Origin of the sequence: Pseudoalteromonas sp. H71, from assembly GCF_001468485.1 — a bacterium.
In the GTDB taxonomy this organism is placed as follows: domain Bacteria; phylum Pseudomonadota; class Gammaproteobacteria; order Enterobacterales; family Alteromonadaceae; genus Pseudoalteromonas.
The window spans coordinates 33,681-52,432 of record NZ_LODI01000020.1 but is presented as its reverse complement, the minus strand read 5'-3'; the positions used below and the strand labels follow the sequence as shown (position 1 = coordinate 52,432).

Sequence of the window (18,752 nt, the reverse complement as noted above, 5' to 3'; positions counted from 1 at the left end):
CTCTGCTGTGGAATCTTGTGAACCAGTCCCAGAGGGCAAGCAAAGACGAGATGGTGTTTGTTCATATGAAGATGCTGCATTTAGAGCTCGTCAGGTTTTTAGCTACATATTATCTTTAAAAAAATACTGTGATAGNGCAACCCAAGAAGAAATAAATGAGTGGTACTTAAGTAACAAACAGCTCATCGATAAAGCAGTTATCATCAGCAAGCAACCATTAAAAGAAATAGTAAAAAATACAGACGCGGCATTATGGCAATCTGAGAGCAGCATCAGAGTTAAAGAGTCTTGCTCATATGCTAAACGTAAAATACATAATACATCACCTTCGCTATTTGGTGGTCGAGTAGGTGAGTATTTGGATTCTTACGCACCTAACAAAGCAAATTAAAAAGTACGGACAAAAAACAGTTGGCTTTGTTCGTGCCTCTCAAATTATAGCCAACTATTTTTTGCCGTTTATTTGCGGCGTTGGTATGACGCCCACTGTCAAGTTAAACGCACTGCTCCCTGCCTAACTATTTTAAGCCATAATTACTTTAGCTCGAATTAGAGCGAGTTAATACATAGGATGAAGTAAGTAATGTCGTCGGTTATCTTGCTGATATGNCTACAGGCGTCCTGCCTTTCGTGAATCAGCTTCGCTGTTCAAAATTGTTCCTGANAATTTTGTCGTTGGTTATTACTATTTCTAGTAACAGAGCAGACCTTACTTAGTGCGTCCTGTGGCGGTCACCGATGGCACCTGTCTTCAGTCTATGTTCGTGGTTCAATGCAGTGTTAGTTGCATTGCCATCCTAACGCCGTCGGTGGTTGTGCCACACCCGATGCTTGATCCTATGCATTAACTCTAATTCGTTTATCATGCAGATACTCTTGCCAATCTAAGTTTTGTATTTACTGGTGTTAGCACCACTTCTTTTGCAATTGCCCATATGTATGCAATCATTTCTCGAGCAATGGCGGTGACAACCAGGTTGTAATGTTTCCCTTTGGCTATCATTTTTTTATAGCGCTTGCAGAGTCTAAGTTGTGCTTTCCACGCAATATCAATAATGTCCTTTGGTAAACCTTCTTGTCGTTTTTGCATATCTGTCGATATATTTGCCGCATACCGATAAGTGTGTGCGCCTTCAACGAGAAGGCGCCTCGCTCGGCCGTTTCCGCATTTTGTGATGGCGCCAATATGGCGTTTGCCACCACTCGAGTGCTCACTAGGTACAAGACCAAGATAACTCATTAATTTACGGGGGTGGTCGAAGCGCGATAAATCGCCAAGCTCAGCAACAACGCCGGTGGCGACCAACAAACGAACGCCACGCATAGCTTGTATTGCTTTTACTACAGGATAATAACGCCACTGGTGAACATGGTGTGTTAGTTCATTGTCTAGCCGTTCAATTCGGCTTATTCGTTCATTAATTGTGTGTAAAAACTCTTGTAAGACGATGTGCTGCGCGGGATGTGGCAACACAAGCTCAGTGAGCCAACGTAAATGTTTTTGTGACCAATTTGCAGTGCCTCTGTAATTAATATTATTGCGAAGCAGCAGTGCCTTTAATTGATATTTAGCATCTTTTAAATCCTTCATTGCCACTTCGCGTGCGCGAGATAAATCACGTACGGCTTCATCTTCAGGCTCGGGAACATAAATAGGTGTTAAATCTTCAGACTTAAGTAATTTAGCGAGCTTAAGGGCATCACGTTTATCGGTTTTAATCTTCTCACCAGGCTTTTTAGGAATAAGAGAGGGTGCAACCACATAGCAGCAATGGCCAAGGCTGGTAATTAATCTGTAAATCCAATAACCACATGGGCCAGCTTCATAAACAAAATGAAGTGTTGCGCCAGGATATTTGGATTCAAACTGACGAACAAGCTTTTGAACGGCCACTTTGGAAGACGAAAACCGGCCAAGATGAACGGGTTTCGCACCTCTATGTTCTTCAATATAGGCGACTTCATTGAATTCTTTATGTGTATCAAGACCGATAAAAAGTATGCTATGTTTATTCATGTTAGCCTCTGCTGTTTAGTTAATTGACAAACTAATTATGGCTCTGGCTTTGAATTAAGCTAACCCACGAAAAGCGGAGACTAACACCGTGTGGGAGTCATTATGTCTATGTGTATTGAGAGAGTTCAGTGTTTAAATTTCTACGGAAGAAAAATTGCGAGCAATGCCGATCTCTTAGGCAGAAAAAGTTGGTGAAAAATCCAAGTGAGTTTTCTACTCTTGTTAAACGCATCAAAGCTGAAGTGGAAAATGGAAATTTAATTGCTCTTCCACCAAATGATGATGGGTTTCAAGAAGAATTCCATTTAGTACCAAATAAAGCTCCGTGGCCTGACATTGTTCTTAATTATTTTAAGTGTTCCAACTGCAACACGGGTTTTAAATTATTTGCAGATACGTATCATGGTAGTAGCAAAAATGGCTGGTATTGTTGTAAATAATACAAATAACACATATGAGCCTTAACTCTGTCAATAGGCATTAGTGTTCTTTTTGACCGTTTTTATAAATTGACGGTCAATTCTAAACCAATAAACAAATTCGTTTACTTCGTCTGTCGATACGGCTGTTAAGCAAGTAGCTTACGGCAAACACAAATAGGGTGCGTTACGCAGTAATCTCTTATTGCGATCTCATCGCAGCCAGGTTTTTCCCATATCCTTTTGGGGTTGCTGGGGCACTAGACATTCATCGGTTAACCTCATCATGGCACTATTCAAGGCGGCTGGTTTCATCATTATGATCCAGTTAGTTTCAGGCTCAAGTCAGGTGTAAGCGACTTTGTTTATTGTATTAATGCACGCGTACTGAGCGTCTAATCAAGACAAGTGGCTTAGGTCTGTAGGCATATAATCAGGTTAAACGTTGTTGGTTATTAACTCACCCAATTGATTGATGCTCAGCCTTATATCCAGTTAGATGTTCAGCTCACTCAGTACCGTGACTAACACTTTAAGAATTTTGCTTCATCGAATACCGTCTCTTTTTTAAGCATATAATAAACACAGCGACCAAGCTTATGCGCAAGCGCTGACAGTGCTTTGGCTTTGCTCATTCGCTTTTGTAGTTTTTCAAGGTATTTGTTGGCGTTGTGATTGTGACGCAGCAGTAATACTGCGGCTTCGGAGAATGCCCATTTTAGATGTGCATTGCCAATTTTGTTACCTTGGGTGCCATAGGTTTTACCGGCAGACTCTGCTTTACATTTGACTAACCGACTATATGAAGCGAACTTTTGTACGCTTGAAAAGCGATTGATGTCACCAATTTCATAAATAATGGTAAGTGCGAGAATGCGGCCTATCCCATTAATTGTTTGCAAGATATTAAGGTGGACAGGATTGTGTTGCTTGGCCATTTGTTCAATATAATGCTCTAAAGGCTTAAGCTCATTGTGGTAGCAATCGAGTATGGCCATGTTTAAATTAATAGAGCGTTGAACAACGGGATCAGGAAAGTAATAACGCATCTTTTCTCTGTCGCAGACGTTCTTTAAATTCACGTTGTGGGCAGGTAAATTGTACTGGCTGGCGGTATTGGCGACATGGGCTTTTAAATCAGCCCCGTGGCGAACAATTTTAGTTCTTCGGCGTAATAAGTCGCGCGTAGCACGCATATCTGTGTCATAGACATAAGCAAGCGGAAAGTTCTCCCCACGGATGAGTTTGGCAATTTTATATGAATCTATTTTATCGTTTTTGGCTTTACCGCCATGAATTGCTTTCATATACAAAGCATGACCGAGAATAAAGTCGATAGTGTGTTCTTTACAAAAGTCAGCGACCCAATACCAACAGTGCATGCATTCTACGCCAACCACAATGTCACCGATATACGGTTTTAGTAGTTTTAATAGTGCTTCTGGGTCATCTTTAATTTTCTTGTGAACAAGGATAAGTCCTGTATTATCAATGATACAGACGTAAAGTAATCGGGCTTGTAAATCGATTCCACAATAATATGGATGCATGTTATTGTAAAAGTTCATTGAGCTTTCTCCTGTAAGGTTGGTTGCCTTTTCAGCGTAGCGAATAATCGCGATGCTGGGGAGGAGGCTCAATGAGTATCAAGTCATTTCAGCAGGACAAAAAACAGCTAGTTTTGCTCGTACCTCGCTAATTTTAACCAGCTATTTTATTGCCTCTGAATGAGGCGTTAGGTTTAAATGAAATATTTGTTAAGTTTTCTTATTCTGGTTTCCTTCTTTTCTTTTGCTAATGAAAAAGAAAATGCTAATGCTAGGAGTTATTTGACATCTATACTTTCAACGAAACTAGGTTCTTACCCTGAAAATATTAAATTCGAGTATTCGTACATATCTGAATTTGAAACATCATTAAACATAGATAAAGCCAAGTTCAACGATTTCATAAAAACCAATATTACTAAGTTTGATGAACTTAGGGTTTCATTGAGCGACGTGGACTTAAAGCAAATAAAGGTTAAAACCTCTGAGAGTTTTCAAGGTGAATTTATTTTGGTTCAAGTAAAGGTTTACCCTCCAAACCTGAGTGATAATTCCTACTTCTCTTTTAATTATATGTATATTAAACAGCATGGTAGTCGTTCGTTACCTATATTCGGTAATACTACGGAGTAGTTTAAACCTAACAAGTGACTATGGTGTCAATTCCTAATTTCAAACCATTTTAGGATCCCACATGACACCATCTCTCACCATAGAATTTATGATCACTACCAGCTTTCGTATACACGCAATAATGGCTACTTTTTTAGGCTTTCCTGCTTTAACCATGCGTTGATAAAGGTTTTTAAATTTAGAGTTGCACTGAATGGCTGACATCATCGCCATATACATGGCAGTTCTTATTTTAGGTCGGCCGCCACGTATNCCTTACTTATTGCGTCCTGTGGCGGTCACCGATCGCACCTGTCTTCAGTCTATGTTCGTGGTTCAATGCAGCGTTAGCTGCATTGCCATCTGGACTTATTAATATGTATGTAATGGGGGCAATAGTATTCATACAGTTAGTTTTAGCGTACTCAAAGTAACGTCCGCATAACAAGCGACTTTGGTGCAATAGCGTGTAAATGCTGCTTTCCAGTCACCCGATAGCATTAAATTATCACTTTATTTCACTGTGTTGGATGACGCTTCGCTTATCCGGTCTACATTGGTTTTACCCATACCGGCTCATGGTAGGTTGCTTACATTGAGTATCAGCATCTTTACCCTGTGTGTAGCCTAATTCTAATTTGACATTTTCAATGAATTTGTTTTATTGAAAGCTATGTTTGTTCCTTTAAAAAGGTCGGAAATTCACGTTCCTCAGTAACTTTACCTTGATGTGTATGATCAATTTAACAATATATCTTACTTTACTTGTTAGTTGAGTTTCGTCTGGTACAATCAGTCAGTTATTCGTGTAAGCGAAACGTTGTAGATTAATTCGAGTGGGAATTGGATGAGAATTTTTAAAGCAAAAAGCCCAGCAGGATTTGCTGAAGAATACATAGTTGAGTCTATTTGGAATGGCGATTTCCCTCCAGGTTCAATTCTACCAGCTGAGAGAGAGCTCTCGGAGTTAATTGGCGTAACAAGAACTACATTACGCGAAGTGTTACAGCGTTTGGCGCGAGACGGTTGGCTAACTATTCAGCACGGTAAACCAACAAAGGTGAATAACTTTTGGGAAACGTCGGGCTTGAATATATTAGAAACGTTAGCACGTTTAGACGAAGATAAAATGCCTGAGCTGACAGATCAGTTGTTGTCTGCTCGTACTAATATAAGTGCTATTTACACCCGTGCTGCAATTAAGCTTAATCCTGAACGTGTTATTGAAATTTTATCATTAAGCCACGAACTTGAAGATACTGCACAAGCCTTTGCTGATTACGACTATAAAGTGCACCACGAATTAGCCGTTGCAGGGAATAACCGAATTTACGTTTTAATTTTAAATGGTTTTAGAGGGTTTTATTCTAAAATTGGTTGCCATTACTTTTCAGATCCGGGTACCCGCGAGCTTGCCCGCCAGTTTTATAAAGATTTAACTGTATTAGCGCAAAATAATGAGCACGATGGTGCAATTTCTATGATGCGTAAATATGGTCATCAAACGGGTGAAATTTGGCAAAAAATTCGTGGTGATATGCCGTCGGATATAATGGACTAAACATTTAAAAAAACCTGCATTTGCAGGTTTTTTTGTATTTGCGGTGTTTTAATTTTTATTCGGTATTTTCTATTCGATTCTTTCTATTCGGTATTTTCGATTGCTTACATCGGTAAATACGATTGTCTTTTTCAAATATTTATATTTAATATACAAAATAATTATATGTTGGTGCTATTGGTTTTTAAATTTTAGCGCCCATATATGTACCAGCATTGCGAAAGCAATTGAAAACAAACTCAAAATATTTGGAGAATAAAATGGGTGTATTAGTAGGCCGCCAGGCACCAGACTTTACCGCTGCAGCAGTTTTAGGTAATGGTGAAATTGTAGATAGCTACAATCTACACGAAACAATTAAAGGTAAAAAAGCTGTAATCTTCTTTTACCCATTAGATTTCACGTTTGTATGTCCTTCTGAACTTATTGCATTTGATAAGCGTTTTGAAGAGTTTAAAAAGCGCGGCGTTGAAGTAATTGGTGTTTCTATCGATTCACAATTCTCTCACAATGCATGGCGTAACACGCCTGTAGCTGACGGCGGTATTGGTAAAGTACAATACGCACTTGTTGCAGACGTTAAACACGAAATTTGTAAAGCATACGACGTTGAACATCCAGAAGCGGGTGTTGCATTTCGAGGTTCGTTCTTAATCGACGAAGAAGGGAACGTACGTCACCAAGTAGTGAACGATTTACCACTAGGTCGTAACATCGACGAAATGATCCGTATGGTTGACGCACTTGCATTCCACAGCGAAAACGGTGAAGTATGTCCTGCTGGTTGGACTGAAGGTAAAAAAGGTATGGATGCAAGCCCTGAAGGTGTTGCTAAGTTCCTANGAAAACGAAGGCGAGCTATAATTTAGCCCTTTTTTTTAATTATGTAGCGTTTAGAAAGAAAAGCTCACTTTAGTATAAATATAACGACCGCGAGGGTTATGAACACCTGACGCATAGCCGTATAAATCAGAATCACCGTCACCAATTGCAAATGGTGGCTCTTCATCAAATAAGTTATTAATACCTAACGATACTTTTGCTGAATCAGAAACACGGTAAGACGTTTGTAAGTCAACCAGTGTTTGCGAATCAACCATACGCGACGTATTGGTGTCGAAATCTAAGTTACCATCGAAATCGATATCTGGCGTATCTTCAAACTCACCAACATAGCTAATGTTTAAGTTAGTGTTAAACGCGCCCATTTCCCAGTTAGTTGAGAAGATAAAGCGGTGCTCTGGGTACCCATATTCGCCGGTGTAATCACGACCATCTTTTTCAAATTTATCTTGGTATGCCCATTCTAAATTGAATTTTAATAAGCCTAAATCGTCAAGCGAGTGATTGTAGTTTGTTGAAATATCTACGCCCGATACTTCTTGCGATGATACGTTTTCAAAGGTACTGAATATTTTTTGAATTGTGCCGAGTGCATCACCACCATTGGGTGCTAAACGAACACACACGGTGCTGTTTTGGTTATTACACTCAGAGGCGTAAATAGGCCCAAATTCTTGCTCGTCAATTTTGTTATCTTGTGTGATGCTCCACACGTCTACGCTTAAACCAAACTCTGCTGTTGGTGCCCAAATAAAGCCAACGTTCCATGATTCAGACTCTTCTGGTTGTAGATCTGGGTTACCTGCAAACTCAATGTTGTAATCAAGAGCGCTACAGTCTTTACCCGTTGCCTGACAGCGGTAGGTGTCTACAAAAAACTGACTTTCTTGAGATGGACCTAAACCAACTTGTGCAAGAGACGGAGCTCTAAAGCCTTGAGCCCATGAACCACGAACCGTAATTTCATCGGTTGGTGCCCAACGAAGTGCCACTTTTGGATTGGTAGTCGTACCAAAGTCACTGTAGTCATCGTAACGACCTGCCAGTTGCAGTTCTAGGGTTTCTGCAAGTGGAATTGAAAACTCAACATACGCGGCGTACTGGTCTCTGTTTGCTGATGCCGATACAGATTCAGTACCAAATATTAAACCACGTTGGAATTGGTCATCTGGAATATCACTAACGTCTTCTTCGCGGTATTCAATACCTGCAGCCATCATCACAACATCATCACCAAAGCTAAATGCTTCACCAGTGATGTTTGCGTCAAATGAAGTCATATGCGATTCGCCACGACGAACAAGGCTGGTGGTAATTCTGTCTACAACAGCCGGGTCGTTGTAAGTGCCACCGAATGGGTTGTAGTTACCTGCGTCAATTTCTTGTTGTAAGAAATCTGTACGAACCCAACCTTGCGAACGGTCGCCGGTTTGAATTGATTTACTCCGCCCTTTTTGTACTGCTGTTTCCCAGCTCCAGTCGTTAATTTCGCCTTTTAAGCCTGCCACAATACGCATTGTGTCTGATTCAATATCCCATTGGCGTGCACCTGCATCGACAGTACGGTAGCGGCCAATTTCGATGTCTTGTCCAAAAGGATTATTTGGATGATTTGCTGGTACCGTTAGGCCTGCATCCTCGTCAAGTGGCGTTGGTGCACCGGCTGCAACTGAGGTATTGTGCTGAACGGCCATTTCTAAAAAGCCCGTAATGCCGTTGTCAAAACGATATTCAAATTGCGATATAGCGCCAATACGCTCAGCGGCAGGGGCAATGTAGCCAAATGGACCATAATCAAATAAACAGCTTCCGCTTGCTGTTGCGTTTTCAGCTGGGCAATCTGGGTCAATTGTTTTTACGCCATCAAAGTAAAAGTAGCCAGGAAAGCCACGAGAAGAACGGAAATCTTCACCGCCATAAGGTGATTGGTTAGCGGTGCCTAAGCGGCCCATTTCATCTGATGAAAGCGATGTGTTTTTAAAGTAATCAATAATTACCGACGCACTGCTTTTTTCGCTAGTAGTGCCCCATACAACACTTGCAGTTGTCTCTTCATAGTTAGGACCGTCAGTGCCGCCGTAACCTAAGTTTACTTCTACGCCATCGATATCTTTTTTCAAAATAACATTAACAACACCGGCTACGGCATCAGAGCCGTAAATTGCAGATGCACCGTCTTTTAAAATATCGATACGCTCAATAGCCGATACTGGAATGCTGTTTATATCGACAAACGAATTTGTTATACCTTCGGCAAATGCACTAATTGAGACTCTTCGCCCGTTAATAAGCACAAGCGTTGCGTCGGCACCTAGGCCACGCAAACTTACAGCGGCAGCTCCATTTGCCGTTGAATCTTGGTTATTACCACGTGTAGAAAAAGTACCACTGCCTGCTACAGGCATTCTTTCGAGGAGTTGTTGGAGGTTGTCATAACCCATGTTTTCAATATCGGCTTTGCTGATTGACTGCACCGGTGAAGGGCCTTCAATGTCAGAGCGTTTAATACGCGAGCCTGTAACTTCAATGCGTTCTACTTTTTTTGCTTCTTCAGCAGCGTAGGTTGTTGTTGTAAAGCCCGCTGATAGTGAAAGTGTTGCACCAATAATAATACTTGGTGTAAATGCAATTGATTGCTTCATCCTTAAATCCTTGTTGATATGTAATAAGTTTAGTTGCTCAATACCAATCCTTTTAAATTGTTAAATAAATCCCACATTTTATCGGATTGATATAACAAGCGACGACATTAATATCATGTAACTTAAGTGTTAGCAATTAGACCGAAATGTGATTTTAGTATGACTTTTAGTGTAGTTTTGGATGATTTTAAAACAGGTTTTATGCGCTGAAGGAGGTTGAAATAGGCGCATATGCTTTATTCAAGAGATAAAAAATACAACCTAAATAAGAGTAATAATTAAATTAATTGATTGATGATAAAATTGTAATAAATTATTTATTTCCATATTTAGGGTGAATAATAATCGTGTTGTATATTAATAAAACAAATGGCGATTAGTTTTTTATAAAAAAAACGCCTAACTGAGTTAGGCGCTTTACTTATACTTTGTGCTTCATTAAGCGTTCTTTTTCGCGTGACCAGTCTTTATTTTTACCATCTTCGCGTTTGTCATGCATTTTTTTACCTTTTGCTAAATGAAACTCAAGTTTCACCCAGCATTTTTTCCAATACATGGCTGTTGCGACTAATGAATAGCCGTCACGTTCAGTTGCCCCCACTAAGCGGTCAAGTTCTCGTCTACTTAGTAAAAGCTTTCGGTAACGCATAGGGTCGCAAATAACGTGAGTAGAGGCACTATTTAATGGTTGAATTTGACTACCAAGTAAAAATGCTTCGCCGTTTTTAAGATGTATATAAGTTTCAGAGATATTTACTTTACCAGCTCGGATACTTTTTACTTCCCAGCCTTGTAGTTCGACACCTGCTTCAAACTTATCGTGTAAAAAATACTCATGTCGCGCTTTTTTGTTTAGCGCGATGGTATTACTTGTCGATTTTGATGAATTTTTCTTAGCCATAGTGCCCTATAATATACGTAATGTGAGATGTTTTACATCGATTTTTAGTAATGATTTTAAAAAATTAGATCTAATTTATGCGTCATGAAAGTTTGGGGAAACGAACAAAGCTTGCTAAAATTCGCCCACACATTTGGGAGTGAGTATGCCACAAATAGAAAAAAGTGCGCTGGTTATGTACAGCACTAAAGAAATGTTTGATCTAGTTAATGATGTAGAAGCTTATTCTCAGTTTTTACCAAATTGTTCTGATTCAAAAATTGTTTCGCAACAGCATAATAACATGACCGCGAGTATAGAAATATCCAAGGCGGGTATAAAAAAGTGGTTTACCACCGAAAACACCTTTATAGACGAACAAACCGTGTTGTTAAAACTGGTTGATGGTCCATTTAAAACACTTAAAGGGCGTTGGCATTTTCAAGCATTAGATGCCTATGCATGTAAAGTTTATTTAGAGCTTGAATTTGAGTTTTCGAGCAAAATTATTGAACTCGCGTTTGGCAAAATTTTTAATGATGTTGCAAAAAATATGGTCAGTGCTTTTACTTCGCGAGCTAAAGAAGTATACGGAGCGCGAGTATGATCAATATTGAAGTTGTATTTGCTTTACCCACTACAGCTACCTGTTTATCGCTTGAGGTGCAACCAGGCTGCACAGCAGAACAAGCGGTTATTCAGTCGGGTATTATTGAAAAGTGCCCTGAAATAGACTCAAATGCACTGACATTAGGTGTGTGGAATAGAACGGTTAAGGCAAACTACGAATTAAAAGATGGTGACCGTATTGAAATATACCGCCCATTAATTGCAGACCCTAAAGATGCACGGAGAAAACGCGCTGAAAAGGCAAAAGAAGAAGGCCGAGCAAATAAAATAACAGGCGGTCGCCCACTCGAGCGTTAATTTAGGTATAAAAAAAGGTAAGCAATGCTTACCTTTTTACTTTAGCAACAATATTATTGTTCTAAAGGGGTGTTGAAATTTTCTGGCTGGTCGTAGTCACCTGAAAGCGAAACAAGTTTTTCATTTTCAAAGTTAATAACAAGCTCTTTATGTTGTTCGTTTTCACGGCCTTTGTTAAAGCTGTAAACATAACGCCATGTGTTGTTATCAAAAGCATCTGTAGCAATAGGACGGCCTAATACATAAATAACTTGGTCTCGAGTCATGTTTACACGAAGCTTTTCAACATCTGATTGCTCTAAAAAGTTACCTTGAGGGATGTTTATTCTGTATACCCAGCTAGAGCAACCTGCTGCAGAGCTAAGTGTTAAAGCGACGATAAGCCAAAGAGAAAAAGTTTTTAACGACTGCATTGTTTGTTGTGATCCTTATTTTTTATAATCTGCATGATACCGATTAGTCACTGAAGGTAAACCCTTTTAAGCAATTGTTTTGAGTTAAGGGTATTAAGGTAATATTTTGACCACCAATAATGAAAAAAGTTTACTAACCACAGAGCCAAAAACACACACTTCAGACACTTTATGGCACTTGTACATAGTGCAAACACGGTTTGGACATTGGTATACTGGAATTACTACAAATGTAGATAAGCGCTTTGCAACGCATCAAGCAGGTAAAGGGGCGAAAAATTTAAAAGGTAAAGGGCCTCTTATACTTATTCATCAACAAGAGGTAGGAACTAAAAGCGAAGCGAGTAAGCTTGAATGCAAAATAAAAAAACTACCCAGAGCGAAAAAAGAGGCTTATGTTTCAGCGTTTAAATCATCAGCAGGGGCCTGAGCAAGCTGCTTAATAAATTGCTCTATCGTGAGCACCGTGTTTATGTATTTAGGTAGGTCGATGTGCTCTGCGGTATCTTTAGTTGTGTGGTGATGCGGGTCGTGACCCATTCCAAAGTACACGTAAGGTATGTTGTTACGCGCAAATGAGTAATGATCGCTTGCCCTATGCCAATCAATATTTTGTGATTTAATTAGCCGATTCATTTGTTTTGACGAATAGGCCGGTTTGATTGTTATTTGAGTGTTTTTTAAAGCCAAGAACACAGGTTTTAGTTTTTGTTTTAGTGAGTACGATGCTAATGCATACACACGGGCTTTATGTTTTTTTACCCCCAGCATATCTAAATTTATATTCATTAAAACGTTATTAGGATTAAGTGTTTGCGCAAAATGTTTACTGCCATGTAAACCATTCTCTTCTGCGTCGGTTAATACAAATATAAACTCGTAAGGGAATTCTGTATTCTGTAACGAAGATGCCAGATAAAGCAGGGCAGCGACGCCTGTTGCATTATCATTTGCCCCTAAATAATATTTTCCACCGCGTTTTCCCAAATGATCGTAATGGGCAGTAATAATAATTTTTGGATGGGGTGTTGATTGAGCAGGCTTAGCAACAATATTAATACCTTGTATTTGTTCAAAAACGCCTGACTTATAAGTAAATGTTTGCTCACTCACATTTAGGTTAATTTCAGAAAGTCTATTCTGTAAGTATATTCGAGTGTTTACGGCGCCCTCTGTTGCTGTTTTTCGACCCATTAGGTCATTACTGGCTAAATAAGTTAAATCATCAATAAGTTGGGTGTGTAAGGCATTTCCATAACTATTAGCGAACACACTTATTAAAATAAAGCATAAAAAGTATTTAATGGTCATAGCTTTGCTGTTTGTGAACGTAATGTATCTAATTTACTCTCATAGCGTTTTTTGTCATGTAAAAAGTCAGCTTTTTTGCCCGCTTGCTTAAGATGATATGTCGCTTTTTGGGTATTTCCCCATTTAAAATACACGCGAGCTTGGCCAAAGTGGCTTTCGTGCAATGAGGGTGAAAGGCTATAGGCTTTTTTATAATGTGCTAATGCAAGTGTAAAATTAGATTGCTCAAACTCTGTATTACCAAGCGATATATAGTAATAAGGGTTGTTTTGACGCTTGATATGTAATTTGTTTAAGATGTCAGTGCCTAACTGCGAACGGCCTGTTAGCTGATACAAAACAGCCAAGTTACCTTGTGCGGTATTGTTGTTTTGATTAAGCAATATTGCGTGGGTGTAGGCTTTTTCAGCTTCAGTTAAGTAGTTTAATTGTCTAAACAATACGCCTAAATTTCCCCACCCAGCACTGAAATTAGGGTCGACTTTAACTGCATGGCTAAAGTAGTTATAAGCTAAATCGTACTGCTTATTAACGAGTGCAATTGCGCCTTTATTGTTATAAAACATGGCTGTAATAGTCTGTTTGCTAATAGGTGTTGTTTTAAAGCGAGCTTGGCGGCTATTAGGGTCAAAGTCTATTGTTAAGCGTTTTTTGCCTTGGTAAACAAATACTGACTGGTTAGAAGGTTCAATGGCGATATCAATACTTAAGTTAATGTGGCCCGTCAGTAAATTAAATCCATTGTTAAGAGCCCAGTATTCTGGGATATGTACTTTATTAAACCGTGCTTTTATACCTAAATAGTCAGCAAGGCTATACGCTAAAATAGAGAGCGATAAGCAATTTGCATTTAAGTTTTTAAAGGTTTGTGACGCGGTGAGGGTTGCCCCTGATTGATATGAAAGCGAATCATCACCATTTTTAAGTAAAAAGCTCAATATACTGTGTGCCAGCGCTTGGGCAGATTGCTGACTTTTTAGATGGTTTTGTAGCTGCTGCTTGAGATTGTCGCTGAGAGTAAAAATCTCTTCTGGAGATTCTAGAGTATATGACTCAAACGAATTTATTTGGGTCAATTTAACTGGCGGCGGGGCAGGCGGTATTGAACTGCATGCGCTTAGCGTAAATAGCCCCACCAATATGACCAAAGATTGAAATCGATGGGATTGCATAACCACCTCCAAACAAAAACGTCTTAATAAGTTTAGTCGTAATTTTGCCTAGAGGGGTACTTAATACCAATTCGCTTTAATATCAAACCCCTCGGGATCATTAATCAAGCGAATTGGTGTAATGCAGAAAGTTTTAACGGTGCTTTTCAAACGTTGCCACTAAGGCATCTAATGTTTGAGCGCTATTTGCTAGGTCACGAATAGCTTGTTCAGTGTTAATTTGTTCACTCATTGCGTTGTCGCTAATTTCGCTAATTTGCTCAATATTACGGCCAACATCGGCAACTACATTACTTTGCTGTTCGGTAGCTGTTGCAATAAGCGTTGCCATGTCATTTATTTGATTAGATGTTTCGCTTATTACATCGAGTAATTCAACTGAGCTTTGCATAGCCCCCACACTTTGCTGTGCTTTATCTTTTGACTGACTAATGTCTTTTACTACGTCATCTGATATTTGTGTAAGCTCCTCAATCATCGACTGAATTTCGTTGGTAGATTGAGAGGTCCGGTTTGCAAGCGCTCTTACTTCATCAGCAACAACAGCAAACCCTCTGCCATGCTCACCAGCACGAGCAGATTCGATTGCCGCATTTAAAGCTAATAAATTTGTTTGCTCTGAAATGCTACGAATTGCATCAATAATACTGGCAATATCCACTGTCTTTTTAGAGAGTAGTGACACTTGCTCTGTTATGCCGTCAATGTCGCTTGCAAGCGCAGAGATAGTTGCCTGGCTTTGCATTACTTGGTTATGGCTTTGCATTGTGTTTTCGCGGCTGTTATCGGTAAGTTTGGCCGCATTGGCAGCGCTTTGAGCAATTTCTTGAACTGTTGCGCCCATTTCATTAATAGCTGCCGCGACAGAAATAGTTTGCTCTTTTTGGCTATCGATTGCTTGAGAATTGCGTTTGGCTTGCTCAAATACATGGTCAGAGCTGCGCTTTATATCGTGGCTTTCTGTGGCAACTTGGCCAATAGCCACTTCAATTTTACTAATAAACTGATTAAACCCTGCACTTAAGTTATTAAGCTCTGCTTGGCTCGATTCGGGTAATCTATACGCTAGGTTTGCGTCGCCAGAACCTAAACGAGAGAATAATTCGCCCATTTTAAATAATGGTGAAGACAACGAGCGCGCTAACAAGTAACTAATTAAGCTGGCAATTAAGGCAATGATTAGGGTAAACGTAAATATTTGCCACTGAAGTGTACTTACGCTTGCAAACACTTCACTTTTTGGAACTTGGGCCACAATAAATAAGTCGGTATTTTCTATCGGGGTTGCTGCTACAAGGGTGGCTTGACCATCTAGTGTGATTTCTTTTAGCTTAAAGCCGTTTGAGCTTAGTATTTCATTACTAATGTTCGCTTCATAAACCGAATCAATATTTGCTTTGGCTACTTTATTTGAGTCTTTGTGTAATTGAATAAGGCCGCTTTTGTCAGCAATATATACAAACCCTGTTTGCTCAATTTTAAATTGTTGCAGTAGTTTTTGCATATCAGTAATGCTTTTAGCTAGCCCTGCTAAACCTTTACCATTCACCTGCTGGTGGTTAATAAACATTTTTACATCATTCACTGACTCTTGATAAATACTGATAGAGTAGGGTTTTCTTGATTCTTTGAATGCAAAAAACCACCCATCGGCTTCATCGTTTTTTAGTACGCGTAAAAAGCCTTCTTGATTCCAGTATTGTGCGGTGTTTCGGTTAGCCCACGATGCTGTGGCTAAGTCGTATTGTTCTACCAAGCGGTTTAGCTCTTTTAAAAGCAGCGCATCGTTATTATTAGTTTGTGCCCATTGTAAAATAAACTCGTTTGATGAAAGTTGCTCTGCAGCACCAATTAGCATGTTTATTTCACCACCAATGTGGTTACTAATTGTTTGCAGCTTACCTGGTAACTCTGACTCAATCATACGTTGTTCTATTATATCTTCAGAACTATATAACGATGTAATGCCAATGAGTGCTGCAACAAAAATAGCGATGCCACTGCCAAGTGCTGTGATTTTTTGAGTAATAGAAAGGTTTTGTATCATTTTATAATAATTTTTTACAACGAAGTAGAATACGATGTTAGCACACAATTTATTTAGAGTTAAATAATGCTAACGGACATAAAATTAGACCTTTTTGTTACTAAGCTATAGGCCATAAAAAAGCCCACACGCAAAGCATGTGAGCTTGGTTTCTAACAAGCGAAACTTAAAGGGTAACGTTAAACAATTTTTTTCATAGCTGACATATAGCCACGTAATTTAGCACCTACTTTTTCAACCGGATGCTCACGAAGCGCTGTATTAATTTCAATTAACGCTTTGTTGTCTACTTGGTTACTTTGCTCACTTAGGCCTTTACCAATTACATCGGTGTCGATGTTTTTCATAAAGTCGGCAAGTAATGGTAAACATGCATGATTGTATAGGTAACATCCGTATTCAGCGGTATCTGAAATAGTACGATTCATTTCAAATAACTTTTTACGCGCAATGGTATTCGCAATTAGCGGTGTTTCGTGAAGTGACTCGTAATATGCTGACTCTTCAATAATGCCTGCCGCTGTCATAGTTTCAAACGCAAGTTCAACACCTGCTTTAACCATCGCAACCATCAAAATACCGTTGTCGAAGAATTCTTGTTCTGAGATTTCTACATCACCAGCGGGTGTTTTTTCAAAATTAGTTTCAGCTGTTTCTGCGCGCCATTTTAGAAGGTTAGCATCATCGTTTGCCCAATCTTCCATCATTACACGTGAAAATGTACCATCGATAATGTCGTCTTGATGCTTATTATACAGTGGGCGCATAATTACTTTTAGTTCTTCACTAAGTTCAAATGCTTTTACTTTTGCTGGGTTAGATAAACGATCAAGCATGTTTGTAACACCGCCGTATTTAAGGGCTTCTGTGATAACTTCCCAACCAAATTGAATTAGTTTAGATGCGTAACCTGCATCGATACCCTTTTCAATCATTTTATCAAAACACAAAATAGAACCCGTTTGTAACATGCCACATAAAATAGTTTGTTCACCCATAAGGTCAGATTTAACCTCAGCAATGAATGACGATTTAAGCACGCCTGCGCGGTCACCACCGGTCCCAGCAGCGTAGGCTTTAGCTTGTGCTAGGCCATGACCTTGTGGGTCGTTTTCTGGGTGAACGGCAATAAGTGTTGGTACACCAAAGCCACGTTTGTATTCTTCACGTACTTCAGAACCCGGGCATTTAGGTGCAACCATGATGACTGTAATATCTTCGCGAACTTGCATGCCTTCTTCAACAATATTAAAGCCATGTGAGTAAGCAAGTGTAGAGCCTTGCTTCATTAGCGGCATGATGGCACTAACGACTGCTGTGTGTTGTTTATCTGGCGTTAAATTTAGTACTACATCGGCGGTTGGAATTAGCTCTTGGTAAGTACCTACAGTAAAACCGTTTTCAGATGCATTTAAAAATGATTGGCGGCGTTCAGCAATAGCTGAATCACGTAACGTGTAAGACACATCTAAACCTGAATCACGTAAGTTAAGGCCTTGGTTTAAGCCTTGTGCGCCACAGCCTACAATAACTAGTTTTTTACCTTTAAGTGCATTAACACCGTCTGTAAATTCGCTTGCGTCCATAAATTCACATTGTGCTAATTGCGCTAATTGTTCGCGTAAAGGTAAAGTATTAAAGTAATTCGCCATTGTTAGTGTCCTATAAATATGTTTGTTAGATGCGCTGTATTTTGCGCTTGTAAACACCATATTTAAAAATGCCACTTGCGTAAAATGATATATTTGAATTAAAGTATTTCAAAATATGAAATACTGGTGTTGCTATGGATCATAAGCATTTAAAATATTTTTTAGCTCTGGCTAAAACATTGCACTTTGCTAGGGCAAGTGAGCTTTGTCATGTGAGTGCGCCTACATTAAGTCGTAATATTAAACACCTAGAAGAAGAGGTGGGTGTTGCGCTATTTATGCGGGATAACCGTAGTGTTAAGTTAACAAAAGAGGGAGAGTCTTTTATTGATTACGCCACTGCCACTCTTGCTAATTGGCAACGCTTCAAAGCTAATGTGAAAGAGCCACAGCAGCATATTTATGGAAAAGTCAGTATTTATTGTTCTGTTACGGCATCTTATAGCTTTTTGCATCAAATTTTGGAGCAACTCAGAGCGCAGCATCAGTATATAGAAATTACCTTAAATACGGGCGACCCTGCGCTTGCTATAAATCGTGTATTAGATGGTCATGAATCTATGGCGATAGCAGCTAAACCCGCTAAATTACCCGCCCAAATTGCTTTTGTAGATATAGGCCATTCACCCTTGGTGCTTATTGGGCCAAAGGTTCAGTGTACGATCACCGAAAAGTTAACATCCTGTAGTGAGGAGCCTGATTACTCAGA

The 18,752-nt window shown here is 39.4% G+C and carries 17 protein-coding genes and 2 pseudogenes; 9 read left to right on the top strand and 10 right to left on the bottom strand.

Annotated features, from left to right (window positions below; all coding sequences use genetic code 11):
- Positions 1–136 precede the first annotated feature (136 nt).
- Positions 137–391 (top strand): hypothetical protein (locus ATS71_RS10650; protein WP_235591437.1); only part of this gene is annotated, 255 nt, incomplete at its 5' end.
- A 471-nt stretch (positions 392–862) separates the two neighbouring features.
- Here the strand turns inward: ATS71_RS10650 and ATS71_RS10645 are convergent.
- Positions 863–2,017, bottom strand: coding sequence for an IS110 family transposase (locus ATS71_RS10645; RefSeq protein WP_058404808.1), 1,155 nt, complete (start codon positions 2,015–2,017; stop codon positions 863–865).
- A 191-nt stretch (positions 2,018–2,208) separates the two neighbouring features.
- On the opposite strand from ATS71_RS10645, the gene ATS71_RS10640 reads away from it, so the two are divergent.
- A complete protein-coding gene (locus ATS71_RS10640; RefSeq protein ID WP_058404807.1) occupies positions 2,209–2,457 on the top strand; it encodes a hypothetical protein in 249 nt (82 codons plus the stop codon).
- A 503-nt stretch (positions 2,458–2,960) separates the two neighbouring features.
- Here the strand turns inward: ATS71_RS10640 and ATS71_RS10635 are convergent.
- A complete protein-coding gene (locus ATS71_RS10635) occupies positions 2,961–4,004 on the bottom strand; it encodes an IS110 family transposase (RefSeq protein WP_058404806.1) in 1,044 nt (347 codons plus the stop codon).
- A gap of 177 nt (positions 4,005–4,181) precedes the next feature.
- On the opposite strand from ATS71_RS10635, the gene ATS71_RS10630 reads away from it, so the two are divergent.
- A complete protein-coding gene (locus tag ATS71_RS10630) occupies positions 4,182–4,616 on the top strand; it encodes a hypothetical protein (protein ID WP_058404805.1) in 435 nt (144 codons plus the stop codon).
- A 39-nt stretch (positions 4,617–4,655) separates the two neighbouring features.
- On the opposite strand, the pseudogene ATS71_RS10625 reads toward ATS71_RS10630, so the two are convergent.
- Positions 4,656–4,868, bottom strand: a pseudogene (locus ATS71_RS10625) (IS110 family transposase); the annotation flags it as partial.
- A 574-nt stretch (positions 4,869–5,442) separates the two neighbouring features.
- On the opposite strand from ATS71_RS10625, the gene fadR reads away from it, so the two are divergent.
- Positions 5,443–6,156, top strand: coding sequence for a fatty acid metabolism transcriptional regulator FadR (fadR, locus tag ATS71_RS10620; protein WP_006793939.1), 714 nt, complete (start codon positions 5,443–5,445; stop codon positions 6,154–6,156).
- A 260-nt stretch (positions 6,157–6,416) separates the two neighbouring features.
- A pseudogene (locus ATS71_RS10615) lies at positions 6,417–6,998 on the top strand (peroxiredoxin); the annotation flags it as partial.
- 51 nt (positions 6,999–7,049) lie between these two features.
- On the opposite strand, the gene ATS71_RS10610 reads toward ATS71_RS10615, so the two are convergent.
- Together ATS71_RS10610 and smpB are read right to left on the bottom strand one after the other, a co-directional pair.
- Positions 7,050–9,641 carry a TonB-dependent receptor gene (locus ATS71_RS10610; RefSeq protein ID WP_058404803.1) on the bottom strand — a complete coding sequence of 864 codons (2,592 nt, stop codon included), beginning with the start codon at positions 9,639–9,641 and terminating at the stop codon, positions 7,050–7,052.
- Positions 9,642–10,062: 421 nt separating this feature from the next.
- Complete coding sequence (gene smpB / locus ATS71_RS10605; protein ID WP_006793936.1) at positions 10,063–10,542, bottom strand: SsrA-binding protein SmpB; 480 nt, start codon at positions 10,540–10,542, stop codon at positions 10,063–10,065.
- A gap of 145 nt (positions 10,543–10,687) precedes the next feature.
- Between smpB and ATS71_RS10600 the strand changes: the two genes are divergently transcribed.
- Complete coding sequence (locus ATS71_RS10600) at positions 10,688–11,128, top strand: SRPBCC family protein (protein ID WP_058404802.1); 441 nt, start codon at positions 10,688–10,690, stop codon at positions 11,126–11,128.
- Positions 11,125–11,448: an RnfH family protein gene (locus ATS71_RS10595; RefSeq protein WP_058404801.1), complete on the top strand. Its 324-nt coding sequence runs from the start codon at positions 11,125–11,127 to the stop codon at positions 11,446–11,448. The genes ATS71_RS10600 and ATS71_RS10595 overlap by 4 nt, the downstream gene beginning before the upstream one ends.
- A 53-nt stretch (positions 11,449–11,501) precedes the next feature.
- Here the strand turns inward: ATS71_RS10595 and ATS71_RS10590 are convergent, their stop codons facing one another.
- The gene (locus tag ATS71_RS10590; protein WP_006793933.1) at positions 11,502–11,861 is read right to left on the bottom strand and encodes an outer membrane protein assembly factor BamE; all 360 of its coding nucleotides are present in this window, start codon (positions 11,859–11,861) and stop codon (positions 11,502–11,504) included.
- A 106-nt stretch (positions 11,862–11,967) separates the two neighbouring features.
- Here ATS71_RS10590 and ATS71_RS10585 point away from each other — a divergent pair, with 106 nt between their 5' ends.
- Positions 11,968–12,291 carry a GIY-YIG nuclease family protein gene (locus ATS71_RS10585; protein ID WP_058404800.1) on the top strand — a complete coding sequence of 108 codons (324 nt, stop codon included), beginning with the start codon at positions 11,968–11,970 and terminating at the stop codon, positions 12,289–12,291.
- Here ATS71_RS10585 and ATS71_RS10580 read toward each other — a convergent pair.
- The 4 genes from ATS71_RS10580 to ilvC form a co-directional block, all read right to left on the bottom strand.
- Positions 12,255–13,172, bottom strand: coding sequence for a M20/M25/M40 family metallo-hydrolase (locus tag ATS71_RS10580; RefSeq protein WP_082653619.1), 918 nt, complete (start codon positions 13,170–13,172; stop codon positions 12,255–12,257). The two genes, ATS71_RS10585 and ATS71_RS10580, sit on opposite strands and share 37 nt — an antisense overlap.
- Entirely contained in the window at positions 13,169–14,344 is a 1,176-nt protein-coding gene (locus ATS71_RS10575) for a tetratricopeptide repeat protein (RefSeq protein WP_058404799.1), read from the bottom strand. The genes ATS71_RS10580 and ATS71_RS10575 overlap by 4 nt, the downstream gene beginning before the upstream one ends.
- Before the next feature lie 133 nt (positions 14,345–14,477).
- Positions 14,478–16,391, bottom strand: a complete 1,914-nt coding sequence (locus ATS71_RS10570; protein WP_058404798.1) for a methyl-accepting chemotaxis protein — start codon at positions 16,389–16,391, stop codon at positions 14,478–14,480.
- Positions 16,392–16,570: 179 nt separating this feature from the next.
- Positions 16,571–18,043, bottom strand: coding sequence for a ketol-acid reductoisomerase (gene ilvC, locus ATS71_RS10565; RefSeq protein WP_058404797.1), 1,473 nt, complete (start codon positions 18,041–18,043; stop codon positions 16,571–16,573).
- Positions 18,044–18,177: 134 nt separating this feature from the next.
- Here ilvC and ATS71_RS19030 point away from each other — a divergent pair.
- Positions 18,178–18,752: LysR family transcriptional regulator (locus tag ATS71_RS19030; RefSeq protein ID WP_235591467.1), on the top strand; the 575-nt coding region annotated here is incomplete at its 3' end.